The sequence below is a fragment of the Pseudoalteromonas sp. SaAl2 genome (assembly GCF_052947895.1).
The window spans coordinates 265,427-281,552 of record NZ_CM129605.1 but is presented as its reverse complement, the minus strand read 5'-3'; the positions used below and the strand labels follow the sequence as shown (position 1 = coordinate 281,552).

Sequence of the window (16,126 nt, the reverse complement as noted above, 5' to 3'; positions counted from 1 at the left end):
TTAGCTCAAAAAATGAGTGGCCAACTCTGGCAAAGCTCAATAAATAATTAAAAGAAAGGAATGTTCATGCCTGCGACAAAAAGAAGTAATCGCAAAGAGCAAATACTACAAGCACTCGCACAGATGCTAGAAACCAGCCTAGGCCAACGTATAACTACGGCAAAACTCGCTGCCGAAGTAGGCGTGTCTGAAGCTGCGCTTTATCGTCATTTCCCGAGTAAAGCACGGATGTTTGAAGGCTTGATTGCGTTTATTGAAGACACGCTATTGTCTCGCATTAACCTTATCCTTGAAAACGAAAAAGAAACCCAAAGCCGCATCTACAATATTTTATTACTGCTTTTGGCGTTCGCTGAAAAAAACCCAGGGATCACCCGAATTCTAACCGGCGATGCACTACAAGGTGAGCAAGAGCGATTACGAGAACGTGTACAAAGTTTATTTGAAAAACTAGAAACTCAAATAAAACAAGTGTTACGTGAACGAAAATTACGCGAAGGCAAAACCTTCCAGAGTGATGAACTCACCATCGCTAACTTTTTACTCGCGTATATTGAAGGTAAAATGAATCAATTTGTTCGTAGTGACTTTAAGGTTAAACCAAGCGCTCAATTTGAGAAACAATGGCTAGAACTGCAAAAGATTTGGCTATAAGTTTGCTAGTTTGCTAGTTTGCTAGTTTGCTAGTTTGCTAGTTTGCTAGTTTGCTAGTTTGCTAGTTTGCTAAAATATTAACCTTGTGAGTTATGCTTACAAGGTTTTTTTGTATTTGCTATCTTAACTCTCATTTTCGTGCGCTTATCGCTTCTACTCGAATTGTTTAACAAACCCGTTATGATAAGGGTAATGAAACAAAACGAGAATTAATAATGAAAGCGCAACTCTCTCTACTCAGCATTGCCCTTGTAGCAAGCTTAAGTAGTGCAACAGCAAATGCTAAAGATGCACTACAATTTAAAGATGTATTTGATTTTAAAGCAGCCAAAGGTACTCAGCTGTCTGAAGATGGTAATATTCTTACTTTTAGCGCGGCACCTTATCGTGGTGATGCAAGCGGCCAAGTGTATAACCTAACTAATAACAAATTGATTGCAGAAGTACCACGTGGAACAAAACCAACAATAAACAAAGCCGCTAACTGGGTTGTATTTACCCAAGTCCCTACTTTGCTCGAAAGAGAAACCACTAAAAAGAAAGATACACTGAAAAATAACCTAGTGCTAGTTAATACCCTCAGCGGTGAGCAACAACAGTTTGATGATGTAAAAGACTATAAACTTTCAGATGATGGTAATTGGCTCGCTTATCGCTTAAACAAAAAAGCCGATAAAAAAGACAGCTCTAGTGATGCAGATAACGACAAAACAAGCGAGATCAAACCCGATAAAAAAGACACCGCTTATGATTTAGTCGTTGTTAACTTGAACAATAAAACTAGCCACACGATTTCGCAGGTATTGAACTACGCAATAAGCAGTGATGCAAACCAGTTACTCGCCAGCCAAATAGACAACGACGGGACTGATAACCAAGTTACCTTGCTCACGCTTAATAATGATTTTACCAGCAGTGTACTGATTGATGAGCCAGGTGTTGTGGTTAATAAAATAGCGTGGCACCCAACACAAAATATTGTGGCCTTTACTCTAGGCAATTATGTTAATGATGATATGCGCCGCCGTGACTACCAATTAAAGCTTTATAAAAACGAGCAACTGACTGATATAAAATCGGCCGATACAGCATGGCAAATAGGTAAAACGGCCAAGTTAGAATGGTCAGAAGACGGTGAACGCCTATATTTTGAAAACAGACCAAAGCTTGCAGCTAAGCTAAAAGCAAAAGAATATACCGATGAAGCATCATTGTATGATTACGATACTATTCGCGACCAAAAAGGCTTAAATGTTTGGCACAATAACGATGCTGAAATTAAACCTCGTGAAGAGCAACAATGGAATAAAGCCAATAAAAACCGCCACTATCAAAGTGTTTACTTTTTAGCTAGTGACAAATCAGTACAATTAAGTACACCAGAGATGCCTGAGGTTGCACTCAATACAAAACGCGATACCTTGTTGGGCTACTCTAATCAAGCGTATTTAGAGCGCATTATGTATGGTGGCTTTTTTGCTGATTATTATGCGGTTGATGTAAAAACGGGTGCACAAAAATCAATTATTAAAGATTACCCTTTTAGACCAAGCCTTTCACCAAATGGTGAGTTTGCCGCTTACTTTAATGACAGCCAAGTACAACTGAAAGACCTAGCTAACAATAAAATTAGTAGCTTAACTAAAGCAATTCAAGCAACTTTTGCTGATGACAAACACGACTACCCATCGACACAACCAGGCTATGGTTTTGCTGGCTGGCTTACCGATAGCAGTCAAGTCTTGGTGTATAGCAAATACGATATTTGGGCGTTTGATGTAACCACTCAGCAAGGCACACGTTTAACAAATGGTAAGCCTAGCAATACACAATATCGAATTATCAAACTTGATAAAGAGCAAATCGGCTTTAAACAAGATGAAACTTTACTACTTAGTGCTACAAACTTACAGCACAAACAAACCGAAATTGCGAAACTAAGCCTAGTAGATAACGCAATTACTAAAGTACTTACTGGCAACAAACGCTTTGATGTTATTAACAAAGCGAAACACGCCAATAAGTATTTATTTACTGAGCAAACCTATCAGCAGTTCCCTGATATTTACCAAACCGACTTTAGCTTTAATAAACCACAAAAGGTCACTAATTTAAATCCGCAAGTTGATAACTTTGCATGGGGCCAAGCGCCTGAGCTTATCAGCTATAAAGGGTTTGATGGAGAAGACCTACAAGGCGTACTCATTAAACCTGCGGGCTACAAAAAAGGCGATAAAGTGCCAGTGGTGGTGTATTTTTACCGCTATATGAGTCAACGCATGTATGACTTTCCTAAAATGGAGCTAAATCATCGCCCTAACTTCCCGATGTTCACATCAAACGGTTACGCAATCTTTTTACCTGATATTCGCTTTGAAATAGGCCATCCAGGTAAGTCATCGACGCAGACCATGATCAATGCAACCCAAAAGCTGATTGATTTAGGGGTTGCCGACCCAGATAAAATTGGCTTACAAGGCCATTCATGGGCGGGATATCAAAGTGCCTTTATGATCACCGAAACTGACATGTTCAAAGCCGTAGTATCGGGTGCACCAGTATCTAACATGACCAGTGCCTACAGTGGTATTCGCTTAAAGTCAGGGCTTGCGCGCCAGTTTCAGTATGAAACAGGGCAAAGCCGTATCGGTAAAAACTTGTTTGAAGCGCCTGAGCTTTATATTGAAAACTCACCGGTGTTTTTTGCCGACAAAGTAAATACCCCTATCTTAATCATGTTTGGTGATAAAGATGACGCTGTGCCATGGCATGAAGGTGTGCAATATTACTTAGCACTGCGCCGTGCTGGTAAAGATGCCACCTTCTTACAATACGAAGGCGAACCACATCATTTAAAGAAATTCCCGAACCAAGTGGATTTCTCGATTCGTATGATGCAGTACTTTGATCACTATTTAAAAGGCAAACCGGCCGCTAAATGGATGACTGAAGGTGAAGCATTTATTGAGGAATAAGCTGAAGAATAAGCAGCTATATAAAAACGCCCAGCAATTGCTGGGCGTTTTTATGAGCGCTTAAGTTATCGTGCGCGCTGGCGGTTACCGCCCACTTTAGGCTTGGTATTGGCCTTTTTAAACTGACTAAAGCCAGTATGGCGACTCAACGCTGGGCGACCCCCTTGCCTGGCTTAGCTGATTTTTCATCGCGGCTTTCTTCTGGTACCAAGCAGTTAGGTCCTTTACCAATAAGCTTTGCTTTACCCATTTTGCGTAATGCTTCACGGATCATCGGCCAACCAGCAGGGTCGTGATAGCGTAAAATAGCTTTATGTAAGCGACGTTGGCGCGCACCTTTTGGAACAGCTACTTGCTCAGTGTTATTTTTTATATTACGTAACGAATTCATCTCAGTATGATAAATCGTGGTCGCATTGGCCATCGGTGACGGGTAAAAGTTTTGTACTTGATCAAGCTTAAAGTCATTTGATTTAAGCCAAAGTGCCATATTGACCATATCTTCATCTTTAGTGCCAGGATGAGCTGAGATAAAATAAGGGATCAAATACTGCTTTTTACCCGCTTCTTTAGAATACTTATCAAATAGCTCTTTAAACTGATCATACGCCCCCATGCCTGGCTTCATCATCTTAGATAATGGCCCATCTTCGGTATGCTCCGGTGCTATTTTTAAGTACCCGCCGACATGGTGAGTCACTAGCTCTTTTACATAACGAGGATCTTGAACAGCCAAGTCATATCGCACACCTGAAGCAATAAGGATTTTTTTCACTCCTTTTACTTCACGGGCTTTTTTATATAAATCAATGGTTGGAGTATGGTCGGTGTCCATATGTTTACAAATATCAGGGTAAACACATGATAAACGGCGACAGGTACTCTCAGCTTTTTTACTCTTACAACGCAACTTATACATATTCGCTGTAGGGCCACCTAAATCTGAGATCACCCCAGTAAAACCCGGTACTTTATCGCGAATTTGTTCAATTTCATCAATGATCGACTCTTGTGAGCGACTTTGAATAATTCGCCCTTCATGCTCTGTAATTGAACAGAACGAGCAACCACCAAAACACCCTCGCATAATATTCACTGAGGTTTTGATCATATCATAAGCAGGGATCTTCGCATCACCATAACTTGGGTGCGGAATACGCTGATAAGGCAGACCAAATACGGCATCCATTTCATGGGTTTCTAACGGGTATGCCGGTGGGTTCACCCAAATAGAGCGATCGCCATGGCGTTGAAATAACGCACGGGCACACCCAGGGTTAGTCTCTTGGTGCAAAATACGTGAGGCGTGTGCATACAAGGGTTTATTAACGCTTACTTGTTCAAACGCAGGTAACTTTACGTAGGTTTTTTCCCAAGGTTTAGGGCGTGCCGGTTGTATGGTTATAGGTTTAGCGGCTTCAGCTTTTAAATCAATGCCGGCTTTTTTAAATTCACTTTTACTACAACCCACATCGTCAGCGCCGTATGGGTTAGGAATAGGATCAATTTTGCCTATTTTATCAATGGCCGTAGAATCACTACCACGCCAACCTGGAAGTGGTTCTTTGCGAATAACCGCAGTACCACGAATGTCTTGAATGGTGTCCATGGTTTCGCCAGCAGCAATACGATGTGCAACTTCCACCAGCGGACGCTCAGCGTTACCATAAATCAGAATATCTGCTTTAGCATCAAACAAAATACTACGACGAACTTTTTCTTGCCAATAATCGTAATGGGCAATACGGCGTAAACTGGCTTCAATACCACCAATTACGATAGGAATTCCTTTATATGCTTCTCGACACTTCTGAGAATAAATCATTACAGCACGATCAGGGCGCTTACCACCTACATTTCCTGGTGTATAAGCATCATCATGACGCATACGCTTTTCAGCGGTATAACGATTGATCATTGAATCCATGTTGCCGGCTGTTACACCAAAAAATAGATTCGGTCTACCAAGCTCCATAAAGGCATCTTTTGACTGCCAATCAGGCTGGGCAATAATGCCGACTCTAAAACCTTGCGCTTCGAGTACTCGGCCAATAACCGCCATGCCGAAACTAGGGTGATCAACATACGCATCGCCACTAATAATAATGATATCGCAGCTATCCCAGCCAAGTGCATCCATCTCTTGTCGAGTTGTAGGTAAAAATGGTGCCGTGCCATAACACTCAGCCCAATATTTGGGGTATGAGAATAAGGCTCGTTTAGCTTTTAGTGCGCTCATAATTAATGACCAATTGCTTTAAAAAAGGCCGCAAAGTATACCCGAATAAATCACTAAGCGATATTAACGATTATCCTAATTACTTTAATAGCAACCTTTATAGCTACCTCTGCTGCTCAATAAATTGAATTAGCTCTGCTTCAGGCATAGGTTTAGCATACATAAAACCTTGCACTTCATTACAACCTAATTGCTTGAGTAAATCTGCTTGTGCTTGAGTTTCAACACCTTCTGCAATTGTTTGCAAACCTAACTGAGCACCTAATGCAATAACCAGTGCAGCTATTGCACCCGAGTCGTTGTCTGGAATATCTTTAATAAAATCTCGGTCAATTTTCAAACGGTTAACCGGTAGTTTTTGCAAATAACTCAATGAAGAAAACCCTGTGCCAAAGTCATCAATCGCCACTTCAACACCACAGTTTTTTAATTCTTGCAGAGTAGCGATTACCATGCCAAGTTCGTCCATTACCACGCTTTCAGTCACCTCAAGCTCAATGTACTTTGGTGATACCTGATATTTTAACAAGGTATTTATTACTTGCTGTGCATAACCATTAACTTTAAATTGCGGCACTGATACATTCACTGCAATTCGCACAAAAATGCCCATAGCCTCTAAACGCTTTTGCTGCAGGCATGCTTGCTCTAATACCCATTGACCAATATCAACAATCAACCCTGCATCTTCTGCAAGCGGTACAAAAATAGCTGGAGATATATAATTACCTCGCCCAGATGGCCAACGTAACAGAGCTTCACAACCAATTAATGATAAATCATCAAGAGCAAATTGCGGTTGATACCAGACTTCTAATTTATTACTTTCAAAATCTTGGCGCAGTTGACGAATAATGCCTAATCGCCACGTCATCTGCTCTTCCATATCAGGAGTATAGTAAACTGCCAAATTACTTTTTTGTTTCTTAGCTTGATTCAGTGCGATATAAGCAAGCTTTAATGTTTGCATTCCAGCGGCTTGAAAATCCTTTTGCTCACATACTCCCACTCTAAATTTAATTGGCAGCACATGCTCAGCAGCAAGAAAAGGCAAATTTAGGTGTTCAAACAATTCTTCTGTATCAAAGCGTTCGCGTTCTATTAAAAAACCAAACACATCAGCGCCAATACGTGATAACAACTTGGCTGTTGGGTATTCCTGTTTTAGCCGCTCAACGATGGCAACCAATAAGTGATTGCCAGCCTCTTGACCAAGACCATTATTTATATCTGAAAAATGAGCTACATCTATTATTACAAAGACATGTTCGTTATTATTTACTCTATGATACTTTTCTACTTGCTCAATAAAATCAGTACGATTAGCCAGACCTGTCAGTGCATCTTTAAACGCTGCGTCCCTGAGCCGGTTAAATAACCTAACGTTATCTAACCCCACACTAACGTTAGTTAAAAATATTTCTGCAAATTGTAATTGATCTAAACTTGGCTGTTTTGCATAGTCTAAAAATAATGCTGCTTGACGGTTTTTACTTTTTAATAAAAATGTTGTGTCGTGTTCGGTGTATTGATGTTCACCCAGCTCTAAGCATTTTTGCACTTGTAGAATTATTCGGCCATCATCAAGCTGTTCAATTCCTTGACCAAAAAATTCACTAAACTCGCTACAACCACCTAATGCAAATACCCGATTACTGTCATCTAATGTGCCGCACACAATGCCCCTTGGTTTGCAATCGAGTATCACCGATAACTGCTTTATCACAGCCATCGTAAATGCTTTAATATCGGTAAAACCTAAAATAGCTTTTGAAGCGCATAGAATATTATTCAGTGCTTTGCTTTGATATTCTAATTTGCAAACTTGCTCATACGAGCGAATCGCTGTCACTAAGGAGGTTACTAACTTACTGCGGGTCAGCTCAGTTTTAGTTTTATAATCATTAATATCATAATTACGTATTACCTGTTCTTCCGGCGCATAACCCGGCTGACCAGTACGTAAGATTATTCTCACATTATGATTTTGTAATGTCTCTCTCACTTCTTTTACTACTTTTAAACCTGCATCATCAGATTCCATAACAACATCAAGCAATAAAACAGACACATCACTAATACCACAAAGTAATTCAACGGCTTCACTGCCGGAGTAAGCATGATGAAAACGTAACGCCTTTCCCCAGAGCTCAACACCTGATAGTGCAAGTTTAGTAACAGAGTGAATTTCAGGGTCATCATCAACGATTAAGATATCCCAGTACCCTGTAGGTATAGTTTCAGTAAGCGGCTCTTCTTCATGATCAGTAAATAAAAAATCATTGTGCTCTGACGACATTATAAATCCTTCAATTATAAATACTGCGCACGGCACCTAAACTAAAACCATGTCCTATAAGATTTTAACTTATCATTATTTGGCATATGGTACAGTAATAATGTTTAATATAGGTGAATGACACATTAGCTATTATAGTCAATGATTAACACCTTGTTACACTCGAAATCAATTATATTTTAAGGAATGAATATTAAGATTTTACAAAAATTTATACGGTTTACTTTCTTTATTAGCATTGTAATTGTTGTTGTTGGCTTATTATTACCGCAACAATACCAAGTAAATAAAAGCGTCAAAATAAATGCTAAAGCAACCGAAATAGCACCGTATATCAGCGATTTTGGCAAATGGCAGGTTTGGTCCCCATGGGAAAAACTCGACCCTAGCATTGAGTTTCACATCGCAAAACCGAGCTCTGGAGTAGGTGCCCATCAATTTTGGCAAAGCCAATGGGGCGCTGGAGAAATGACCATAACAAGTATAAGTGAATCCGCCATCAAGTTTAATATTTTATTTAATGATGAACATATTGCCAGCGGAATGATTAGTTTTTTTGAGCAACAAACTTACACGCGTGTTGTTTGTGAGATCACCGCAGAAGTAACAACTTCACTTGTTGGTGGCTATCTGGCCTTATTAAATCAATATATTTTGACTAATACGGTTGAACTTGGCCTTAATAACTTAAAAACCACCATGCAATTACACATCATAGATAACGAGAGTCACGATGACAGTCAAAGCAGCTCAAGCAAAAATTAACCTAGCACATATTATAGAATCTAAGCTTGGCTATGCGATGGTAAAGAATAGCTCTACTCGCATAAGCTCTGATAGTGATAGCAGTTATAGTGCTCAAGGGAAAAGTAAATTGCCGTATAAAATAAACAGCGACAATACAGTACTGACTCGCGCACAAAACCGGCAACAGCTGCTTTTAGTGAATCAACAACAAAATATTGAAGCAATAATGGCTATGGCATTGAGTTTTTGTCCTGATGTTACCTGCAACGGGCAGCCTGACAGCGACTGGGTTGAGCGCTTTATTGCATTGTGTGAAGATACATCGAGTGAGTCGATGCAAAAGCTTTGGGCTAAAATCTTAGCGGGTGAAACAGTCTCTCCAGGTACTTTTTCAATTAAGAGTCTACAAACTCTCAAACAAATGACCCAACGTGAAGCCGATGCATTGCAAAAATGTACTGCTATATGCGGTTTTAATGAAAAAGATGACAGCCATCTCATCCTTCTAGGGTTTTACAAAAAGCCCTCTATTTTTGATTTACTACGTAAAGGGAATAAGGTCTCGCTTAATTTAGGTAAAGCTGGGCTTAGCTTTCCTGATGTACTCACCCTAATGGACATAGGTTTAATTTATCGTAAAGAAATAGAATCTGCGGCACTTAAAAGCGAGCAGGAACCTAATCTAATATTTTTAAACCAGCGCGTTACACTGAAATCTAAAAACAATGATTTGGTATTAAGTTACTATAAATTCACACAAACTGGTGATGAGCTACGAAAACTTATCAACATCCCAATTAACAAAGGGTATAAACAACTGTTAAGCACGGCACTAGAGGAAGAGTTTGAAGTTACGTGGCACACTAATAAGTAATGCCACGATGAACATCTAAAGTGATTTAGAAGTGAACTTGGATACCCGCGAATGGGCCTGATGCATCTAGATCAGTATAAATATCATCAATATCATCAAGTTCTAAAGTCATTTGGCGGTAACCTGCTTTAATCGCTACATCTACAGCTAAGTTATCAATTAATTCCCAAGCAATACCAGCTTGGTAATCTTGCACTTTACTATCATCAATTGCTAATAAGCTGCCTTCGAAGAAAACACTCAAACCAGTTAAAGGTAAGCCCACTTCTGCACGACCATATACTAATGGTATAAAACCAGAGAAATCGACGGTTTCTGTAACCCTATCCCCTTGCCCATCAGAAGTATTAATATCGCCAGTAACAACAACTTCCCCATCAAACTGCTTAGCATTCACACCTAAGTCAATTGATACTAAATCATTGTCAAAAATCTCATAATAAAGAATATAATCAACATGAGAGAAGTCAGTCATTGCTGTTGCATCTGTTCCAGGTTTAAAAGTAGAACCATCAAACGTAAAGCCATCACTACTAATTGTGGTGTTACCATTTAACTCAAGCTCGGTATATTTTAGCTTTATATTTGGCACCAGTGGAATTGGGTGTTCTAAAGCAGCGTAGTAACTTGTGAAGGTTTCATCATCGAAATTAAAGCTCTGCATATTACCTCGATCTGCAAAGCTACCCGAGTTGTCCGCTTGCCAAGCATCAACCCCTACGTATAAGCCTAATAAAGTGTCAGCGTGAGCTGCTGGTGCCAAACATGCCATTGAAAGGGCAGCAGCTAGACAGTACTTTTTCATGTTTTATCCTTGCGCTAAAAGTTCGCTAAGTTCAATAAGAGCCGCATTGGCTCGTGAAATATAATTTGCCATTACTAATGAGTGATTTGCCACAAGTCCAAAACCACTACCATTTAAAATCATCGGACTCCAAACAGTTTCTTGGGTTGCCTCTAACTCACGAATAATCTGTTGTAAGCTAACACGGGCATTTTTCTTTTCTAATACATCAGCAAAGTCGTATTCTACAGCTTGCAAAAAATGTAATAAAGCCCAAGTTGCCCCTCGCGACTCGTAAAAAACGTCATCTATTTCCCACCATGAAGTTTTAACTTGATTCTGTAGTGGGCTATAGGTCGCTTGATGAGCTTCTTTATCACCCGCTAAATCGGTATTTAATCTATCTTGGCCAACACTTGCACTTAAACGCTGGCTTAAACTACCAAGACGTTTTTCAGCCTCTTTTAACCAACTGCGTAAATTGTCAGCACGTGCATAAAATTGACTTTCACGATCGCTTTGATCTGCAATTTGCGTTCGATAAACAATTAAAAAATCGATACCTTTTTGATATTCACTTTCAGCACTAGGCCACGCCCACGCCTCTGAGCTAATATTAAATTGTGGTTGTGCTTTTTTCAAAGCTACATGCTCAGTAGACTGAGATTGGGAACGGCTAAAATCTTTACGCATAGATAAAGCAAGATCACGAGACATCTCTAACGCCCCATACTCCCAAGCTGGCATATTATCCATAAGTATACTCGGCGGCATCATATCATTAGATAAATAACCTCCAGGCTTATTTAACAATGTACTGGTTACGTTTATTAGCGCCGATGTAGTGGTATAACCTGTAACAAGTTTTTCACCGCGTTGCTGGGCATCTTGCTTAGCTTGAGTTAAAACATTTACTCGGCTAGGCTCTGCGCTCCAATAAACAGCTAATGCGTAAAACAAAATAAATATAAGTACAATTGCCCCAATAATTTTCCCTTTATGTTGTGACATTTAACCTCCTAATGATGCGTGTGATGCTGCTTAGATTGTGAAGCTTGCTCGACCTGACTTTCTAAAGAAACAACCTGAGCTTGAGTAAAAACTCGGTTTCCATCACTAAAATATAGCGTGAGTTTTAATTCTTGCCCGGCTTTTATTGCTTCGCTTGGCTCAAACGCCATCAAATGATATCCGCCAGGTTTAAAATCGAGTTGTTGATGTGCTTTGATTAATAATGTGTCGACTTTCTGCATTTTCATCATACCATTAACATGAGCATGCTCATGAATTTCTACACGCCCTAAACCATCAATAGCGGCTTTTGTTAGCGTTACATCAGCATTACCATGATTAACAATACTTAGGTAACCTACCGTCGATTTGCTGGCTGGTAAGAAGACTCTTACCTGCGCATTGTTTACAATGATCTCACTATCCCCATCATGGTGATGATCTGCGTGTGCTTTTACCATTGGCGAAAATAGGCTCATTACTAAAAGAGCCGATGAAAGCAATGTGATTAGTGGCTTAAATGTCATCTCTATCCTTGTTATAAAAAATCATTTTATTGGCTAAATTTAGCATAATTGTGAAAAAATAGTCAGTAAAATTAGCAACACCAGCACAGTTCGTAAAAATTAAGCCACTTTTTTATTATCTGCAATAAGCCAACACAAGCAGACTATAAGCAATAAAGGCCAAGCTATCATTACAGAGCCAAACAATAATGCTAAAACCACGCCCACCCCAACAATAATACCTGCACCTAATAATCCAGCACTTACCAGAGCTATCACAGCAATTACAGCTACAACAGACAGCAACGCACCAAATAACTCAATACCTACCCAGCTTAAATCAGCAATAATAAGCGGTAGTTGCCATGAATCAAACTGCACCACCTGAAATGGGCTATATATTATAAATACGATTATTAATAAGCAAATTGCAATTATTTTCATGACTCCCCCACTACGCCTTACTATCTAGACAAAAGTGTGCAGCCAAATAACCGCCACCAATAAATAATGGAAACTGAATAAAGAGCAGAATAGTCACTAATCGCGTCGCCCAGATAGGAAAGTCAAAACGACGTGCAAAACCACTACACACACCCGAAATTTTTTTATTCAAGGCGTCTTTGTACCAGTTCTTTTCATTGTTATAAGTATTCATCATATTATCTCCTAAGCTGTTTGCTTCATTTTTACTTTTAATGCTGCAAATTCTTGCTCTAATGCTTCATCTTTAACGAGCGCATCGATTTGCTCTGCTGTGCTACTTTGCGTTTTAGTCATATCATAAGCATCAACTTGTGACTCTATTGATTCAACACGGCGCTCAATAACATCAAAACGGGATAACGCATCTGCTATTTTTTCACTATTTAATTGATGATTAACACGCATTCTGGCATCAAGTAGGTTATGAACTTTTTGCAAGCTTGCCTGCTTTGCTTTTGCCTCAGTCAATTTACTTTGTAAACGCTGGGCATCGTCTTGAAGTTTCTTAAGTGAATCGGCTAATTTAACAAGCTCTGGCTCAATAGCTGCAAGCTCATCGCTTACATGTTGTTTTTCTTTTAATGCAGCAGTTGCGAGGTCATCCCTTCCTTTTGTCACAGCTAGCTCTGCTTTAGTTTGCCAGTTATCAATACTAACTTGCTTTTGTGCTTGCTCACGCTTTAATGCCTTTTCTTCACATAGAATGACTGCAGCTGTTGAGCGACATTCATCAAGTGTTTGCTGCATTTGTTGAATAACTAAGTTTAATAATTTTTCTGGATCTTCAGCTTTATCTAATGCCGAAACTAAGTTTGCTTGAATAAGATCTGTTACGCGGTTCATTATGCCCATGATTATCTCCTGTTGATGATGGGTGATTACAACAAGTAGATTCCAAGACTTATGCCAAGTTAGCCAATTTAAAAATTTTATATTAAAAATCAATAAACTAAACTTAACTAACAATAAATAAAGATGACTTTGAGCTGAATATAGAAGTGTCAAACTGACTAAAAAACTAACATTTTGACTAAAGTTTAGGATTAAAAAAAGCTGCATTAAGCAGCTTTTTTGCTTGAGATAGAAATGCTAATTAACCTGAACTCTGGCTATTTACTCAGGAACGAAACTTAATGCTTTATCCATCACTAACAAGTCTGCTTGCTTGCCATGACCGTTTTCAGACAAATGACGACGAAAGCCTCTCGCGCCTGGCTGACCTTGAAAAATACCCAGCATGTGACGTGCAATATGCCAAAAGTTTGCACCTTGCTGCATCTCTGCCTCAATATAGTCATACATTGAGCGTACTACATCATGGCGAGATAAAGTGAAAGGTTGTGCATTATAGATGGCTTCGTCTACTTCACTTAAAATAAATGGATTACTATAGGCTTCACGGCCAATCATTACACCATCTAAATGCTTAAGGTGCGTTTGACTGTCAGCAATTGTTTTTACACCTCCATTTAAACTTAAATGTAATTGAGGGTAATCTTTTTTAAGTTGGTAAACACGCGGGTAATCAAGAGGAGGAACTTCGCGGTTTTCTTTAGGGCTTAAGCCATTTAACCACGCTTTACGAGCATGAATAATAAAATCATCACAGCCAACTTTGTGACTGGCTTCAATCAACTCACATAAAAACTCATATGAATCTTGTTCATCTATACCTATACGGGTTTTAACCGTGACAGGTATATTCACCTCAGCCTTCATAGCTGCGACACACTCAGCAACAAGCTGTGGCTCCCCCATTAAACACGCACCAAACCGCCCATTTTGAACACGGTCAGACGGACAGCCAACATTCAGATTGACTTCATCATAACCACGTTCTGCTGCCAACTTAGCGCATTTAGCAAGTGCTTGGGGATCAGAGCCTCCCAATTGCAAAGCAACCGGATTTTCATGCTGATTAAAATGAAGGTAATCACCACGACCAAACAAAATTGCGCCCGTAGTAACCATCTCAGTATAAAGTACTGTGTGCTTTGTCATTTTACGATGAAAAGTACGGCAGTGGCGATCTGTCCAATCAAGCATGGGTGCAACAGAAAAGCGTCTATTCAAAGTAAAATCCTTAGGTAGTAAAGCAAGTATTAAAAGCGCTGCATTTTACACAAATAGCACTGCTGCTTCAATGATAAGCTCTTCGTAAATAAGGGGGAGCCTAAGTAACTGTTTATCTGTTTTCTTTTACTAGGTTTTCGTAGTTAATACTGGCTAATTTAACGTCTACGAACTCAAGAACTTTAAATTATTAAGCTTAGCGCCCACAGCCAGCTTTGTTGTTTGCTTCTGTGTGTTCAAAAGAAGCTGATGTACGCAGCTCTTTAAACTGCTATATTACTTGGCAAAAATTATCAGTATTGTGAGCGGAGGGTTGAATCAATGAACTTTTTAATTACACCTTAAAGCCAAATGGCAGCGAATCACCGTGACTAATAAAATAATCACAGCATCCGATGATAAAATTAACCCCATAATCCGACTAATTATACTTGTTCCACTATCTCCTATTAACTTATGAACATGAGTCGCTAACAACAGTAAAATTAAAACCACGAATAAAACAGCGAGCATCATAGTAGAAGTTAATATTTGTTCTACCCACGTGTATTCTGTTGCGCGTCATTAACACTGCACCAAGCATTGCTCCGGGGCTTGCAATGGATGGAATAGCCAATGGAAAGATGGCTGCTTCAGTGCTATCCCTTACACTTTTTATTTCTTCTTCAGGTTTACTCTCACCAAAGATCATTGATAAAGCAAATAACATAAGTACTATTCCACCAGCTATTTGAAATGCAGATAAGGGAATGTTGATCGCATTTAGTAGCGCTTCACCAGCGACAACAAAAAATAGTAATACAGCGGTAGAAACGGTTACAGCTTTATAGACAACCTTGCGCTTAAACTTTTCACTATCTCCTTGAGTAACAGCGATAAAAACAGGAACAGTGCCGATTGGATCGATAACCGCAAAAAAGATGATGAATATCGCTAAAAGCTCATTCATTGCTAGACTTCCTAGAATAAAACTGTCTAATAAAAACGCTGCAACTACAACACAATATGTTAGTATGTCATGGTAGCGTAAGGATAAGAGCAGATGAATATAGAATCACTCGTTAGTAAAGCAAAACAAGTGTGTGACAATCGTGGTGCACGATTTACACCAATCCGTGAAAAAGTATTTCGCCTTCTAGCAAGTGCGCAAGGTGGTGTTGGCGCCTATGATTTATTGGAGCAATTAAAACTCACTGAATCTGGGGCAAAACCAGCAACCATTTACCGAGCTCTTGATTTTTTAGCCGAGCTGGGTTTTATTCACAAAATAGAAAGTACAAATGCATTTATGTTGTGCCATCATTTTGATCATATTCATCCGGTGCAACTTTTAATCTGTGATAGTTGTGGCTTTGTTAAAGAGCTTCATTCCACAGTTATATCACATGAGCTAAATAGCTTAGCCGGTGAAAGTGGCTTTGTTGTTTCAGGGCAAACTATTGAAGCACATGGTAGATGTGCGTCTTGTATTGAATAGT

13 protein-coding genes and 2 pseudogenes are annotated in these 16,126 nt (G+C 39.4%); 5 read left to right on the top strand and 10 right to left on the bottom strand.

What is annotated here, in order from left to right:
* Positions 1–66 precede the first annotated feature (66 nt).
* Positions 67–654: a nucleoid occlusion factor SlmA gene (gene slmA / locus ACU8V8_RS01320; RefSeq protein WP_446888581.1), complete on the top strand. Its 588-nt coding sequence runs from the start codon at positions 67–69 to the stop codon at positions 652–654.
* Between the two features lie 215 nt (positions 655–869).
* Entirely contained in the window at positions 870–3,629 is a 2,760-nt protein-coding gene (locus ACU8V8_RS01315) for an alpha/beta hydrolase family protein (RefSeq protein ID WP_446888580.1), read from the top strand.
* Positions 3,630–3,694: 65 nt separating this feature from the next.
* On the opposite strand, the pseudogene ACU8V8_RS01310 reads toward ACU8V8_RS01315, so the two are convergent.
* Together ACU8V8_RS01310 and ACU8V8_RS01305 are read right to left on the bottom strand one after the other, a co-directional pair.
* Positions 3,695–5,868 (bottom strand): annotated as a pseudogene (locus ACU8V8_RS01310) (YgiQ family radical SAM protein).
* 103 nt (positions 5,869–5,971) lie between these two features.
* Complete coding sequence (locus tag ACU8V8_RS01305) at positions 5,972–8,167, bottom strand: bifunctional diguanylate cyclase/phosphodiesterase (RefSeq protein WP_446888579.1); 2,196 nt, start codon at positions 8,165–8,167, stop codon at positions 5,972–5,974.
* Between the two features lie 186 nt (positions 8,168–8,353).
* Between ACU8V8_RS01305 and ACU8V8_RS01300 the strand changes: the two genes are divergently transcribed.
* Together ACU8V8_RS01300 and ACU8V8_RS01295 are read left to right on the top strand one after the other, a co-directional pair.
* Positions 8,354–8,932 (top strand): SRPBCC family protein, encoded by a 579-nt coding sequence (locus tag ACU8V8_RS01300; RefSeq protein WP_446888578.1) that lies wholly within the window; start codon positions 8,354–8,356, stop codon positions 8,930–8,932.
* Positions 8,901–9,788: a TIGR03899 family protein gene (locus ACU8V8_RS01295; protein WP_446888577.1), complete on the top strand. Its 888-nt coding sequence runs from the start codon at positions 8,901–8,903 to the stop codon at positions 9,786–9,788. Before ACU8V8_RS01300 ends, ACU8V8_RS01295 begins: the two co-directional genes overlap by 32 nt.
* A 25-nt stretch (positions 9,789–9,813) precedes the next feature.
* On the opposite strand, the gene ACU8V8_RS01290 is transcribed toward ACU8V8_RS01295, so the two are convergent.
* The 8 genes and pseudogenes from ACU8V8_RS01290 to ACU8V8_RS01255 form a co-directional block, all read right to left on the bottom strand.
* Positions 9,814–10,593, bottom strand: a complete 780-nt coding sequence (locus ACU8V8_RS01290) for a TIGR04219 family outer membrane beta-barrel protein (RefSeq protein WP_446888576.1) — start codon at positions 10,591–10,593, stop codon at positions 9,814–9,816.
* A gap of 3 nt (positions 10,594–10,596) precedes the next feature.
* Positions 10,597–11,583 (bottom strand): DUF2333 family protein, encoded by a 987-nt coding sequence (locus ACU8V8_RS01285; protein WP_446888575.1) that lies wholly within the window; start codon positions 11,581–11,583, stop codon positions 10,597–10,599.
* Positions 11,584–11,591: 8 nt separating this feature from the next.
* A complete protein-coding gene (locus ACU8V8_RS01280; RefSeq protein ID WP_446888574.1) occupies positions 11,592–12,110 on the bottom strand; it encodes a copper chaperone PCu(A)C in 519 nt (172 codons plus the stop codon).
* 99 nt (positions 12,111–12,209) lie between these two features.
* Positions 12,210–12,533, bottom strand: coding sequence for a hypothetical protein (locus ACU8V8_RS01275; protein ID WP_446888573.1), 324 nt, complete (start codon positions 12,531–12,533; stop codon positions 12,210–12,212).
* 10 nt (positions 12,534–12,543) lie between these two features.
* Positions 12,544–12,747, bottom strand: a complete 204-nt coding sequence (locus ACU8V8_RS01270) for a PspC domain-containing protein (RefSeq protein ID WP_446889561.1) — start codon at positions 12,745–12,747, stop codon at positions 12,544–12,546.
* 11 nt (positions 12,748–12,758) lie between these two features.
* On the bottom strand, positions 12,759–13,427 hold the full coding sequence (locus ACU8V8_RS01265) for a PspA/IM30 family protein (RefSeq protein ID WP_446888572.1): 669 nt from the start codon (positions 13,425–13,427) through the stop codon (positions 12,759–12,761).
* A 261-nt stretch (positions 13,428–13,688) separates the two neighbouring features.
* On the bottom strand, positions 13,689–14,648 hold the full coding sequence (gene dusA / locus ACU8V8_RS01260) for a tRNA dihydrouridine(20/20a) synthase DusA (protein ID WP_446888571.1): 960 nt from the start codon (positions 14,646–14,648) through the stop codon (positions 13,689–13,691).
* A gap of 330 nt (positions 14,649–14,978) precedes the next feature.
* A pseudogene (locus ACU8V8_RS01255) lies at positions 14,979–15,597 on the bottom strand (MarC family protein).
* Between the two features lie 93 nt (positions 15,598–15,690).
* On the opposite strand from ACU8V8_RS01255, the gene ACU8V8_RS01250 reads away from it, so the two are divergent.
* Positions 15,691–16,125 (top strand): transcriptional repressor, encoded by a 435-nt coding sequence (locus ACU8V8_RS01250; protein WP_087531174.1) that lies wholly within the window; start codon positions 15,691–15,693, stop codon positions 16,123–16,125.
* Position 16,126: the final 1 nt, after the last annotated feature.

Bases quoted from the DNA above. Each gene is read 5' to 3' on its own strand.
- slmA (WP_446888581.1), top strand. From the start codon at position 67: ATGCCTGCGACAAAAAGAAGTAATCGCAAAGAGCAAATACTACAAGCA.
- ACU8V8_RS01315 (WP_446888580.1), top strand. From the start codon at position 870: ATGAAAGCGCAACTCTCTCTACTCAGCATTGCCCTTGTAGCAAGCTTA.
- ACU8V8_RS01305 (WP_446888579.1), bottom strand. From the start codon at position 8,167: ATGTCGTCAGAGCACAATGATTTTTTATTTACTGATCATGAAGAAGAG.
- ACU8V8_RS01300 (WP_446888578.1), top strand. From the start codon at position 8,354: ATGAATATTAAGATTTTACAAAAATTTATACGGTTTACTTTCTTTATT.
- ACU8V8_RS01295 (WP_446888577.1), top strand. From the start codon at position 8,901: ATGACAGTCAAAGCAGCTCAAGCAAAAATTAACCTAGCACATATTATA.
- ACU8V8_RS01290 (WP_446888576.1), bottom strand. From the start codon at position 10,593: ATGAAAAAGTACTGTCTAGCTGCTGCCCTTTCAATGGCATGTTTGGCA.
- ACU8V8_RS01285 (WP_446888575.1), bottom strand. From the start codon at position 11,583: ATGTCACAACATAAAGGGAAAATTATTGGGGCAATTGTACTTATATTT.
- ACU8V8_RS01280 (WP_446888574.1), bottom strand. From the start codon at position 12,110: ATGACATTTAAGCCACTAATCACATTGCTTTCATCGGCTCTTTTAGTA.
- ACU8V8_RS01275 (WP_446888573.1), bottom strand. From the start codon at position 12,533: ATGAAAATAATTGCAATTTGCTTATTAATAATCGTATTTATAATATAT.
- ACU8V8_RS01270 (WP_446889561.1), bottom strand. From the start codon at position 12,747: ATGAATACTTATAACAATGAAAAGAACTGGTACAAAGACGCCTTGAAT.
- ACU8V8_RS01265 (WP_446888572.1), bottom strand. From the start codon at position 13,427: ATGGGCATAATGAACCGCGTAACAGATCTTATTCAAGCAAACTTAGTT.
- ACU8V8_RS01250 (WP_087531174.1), top strand. From the start codon at position 15,691: ATGAATATAGAATCACTCGTTAGTAAAGCAAAACAAGTGTGTGACAAT.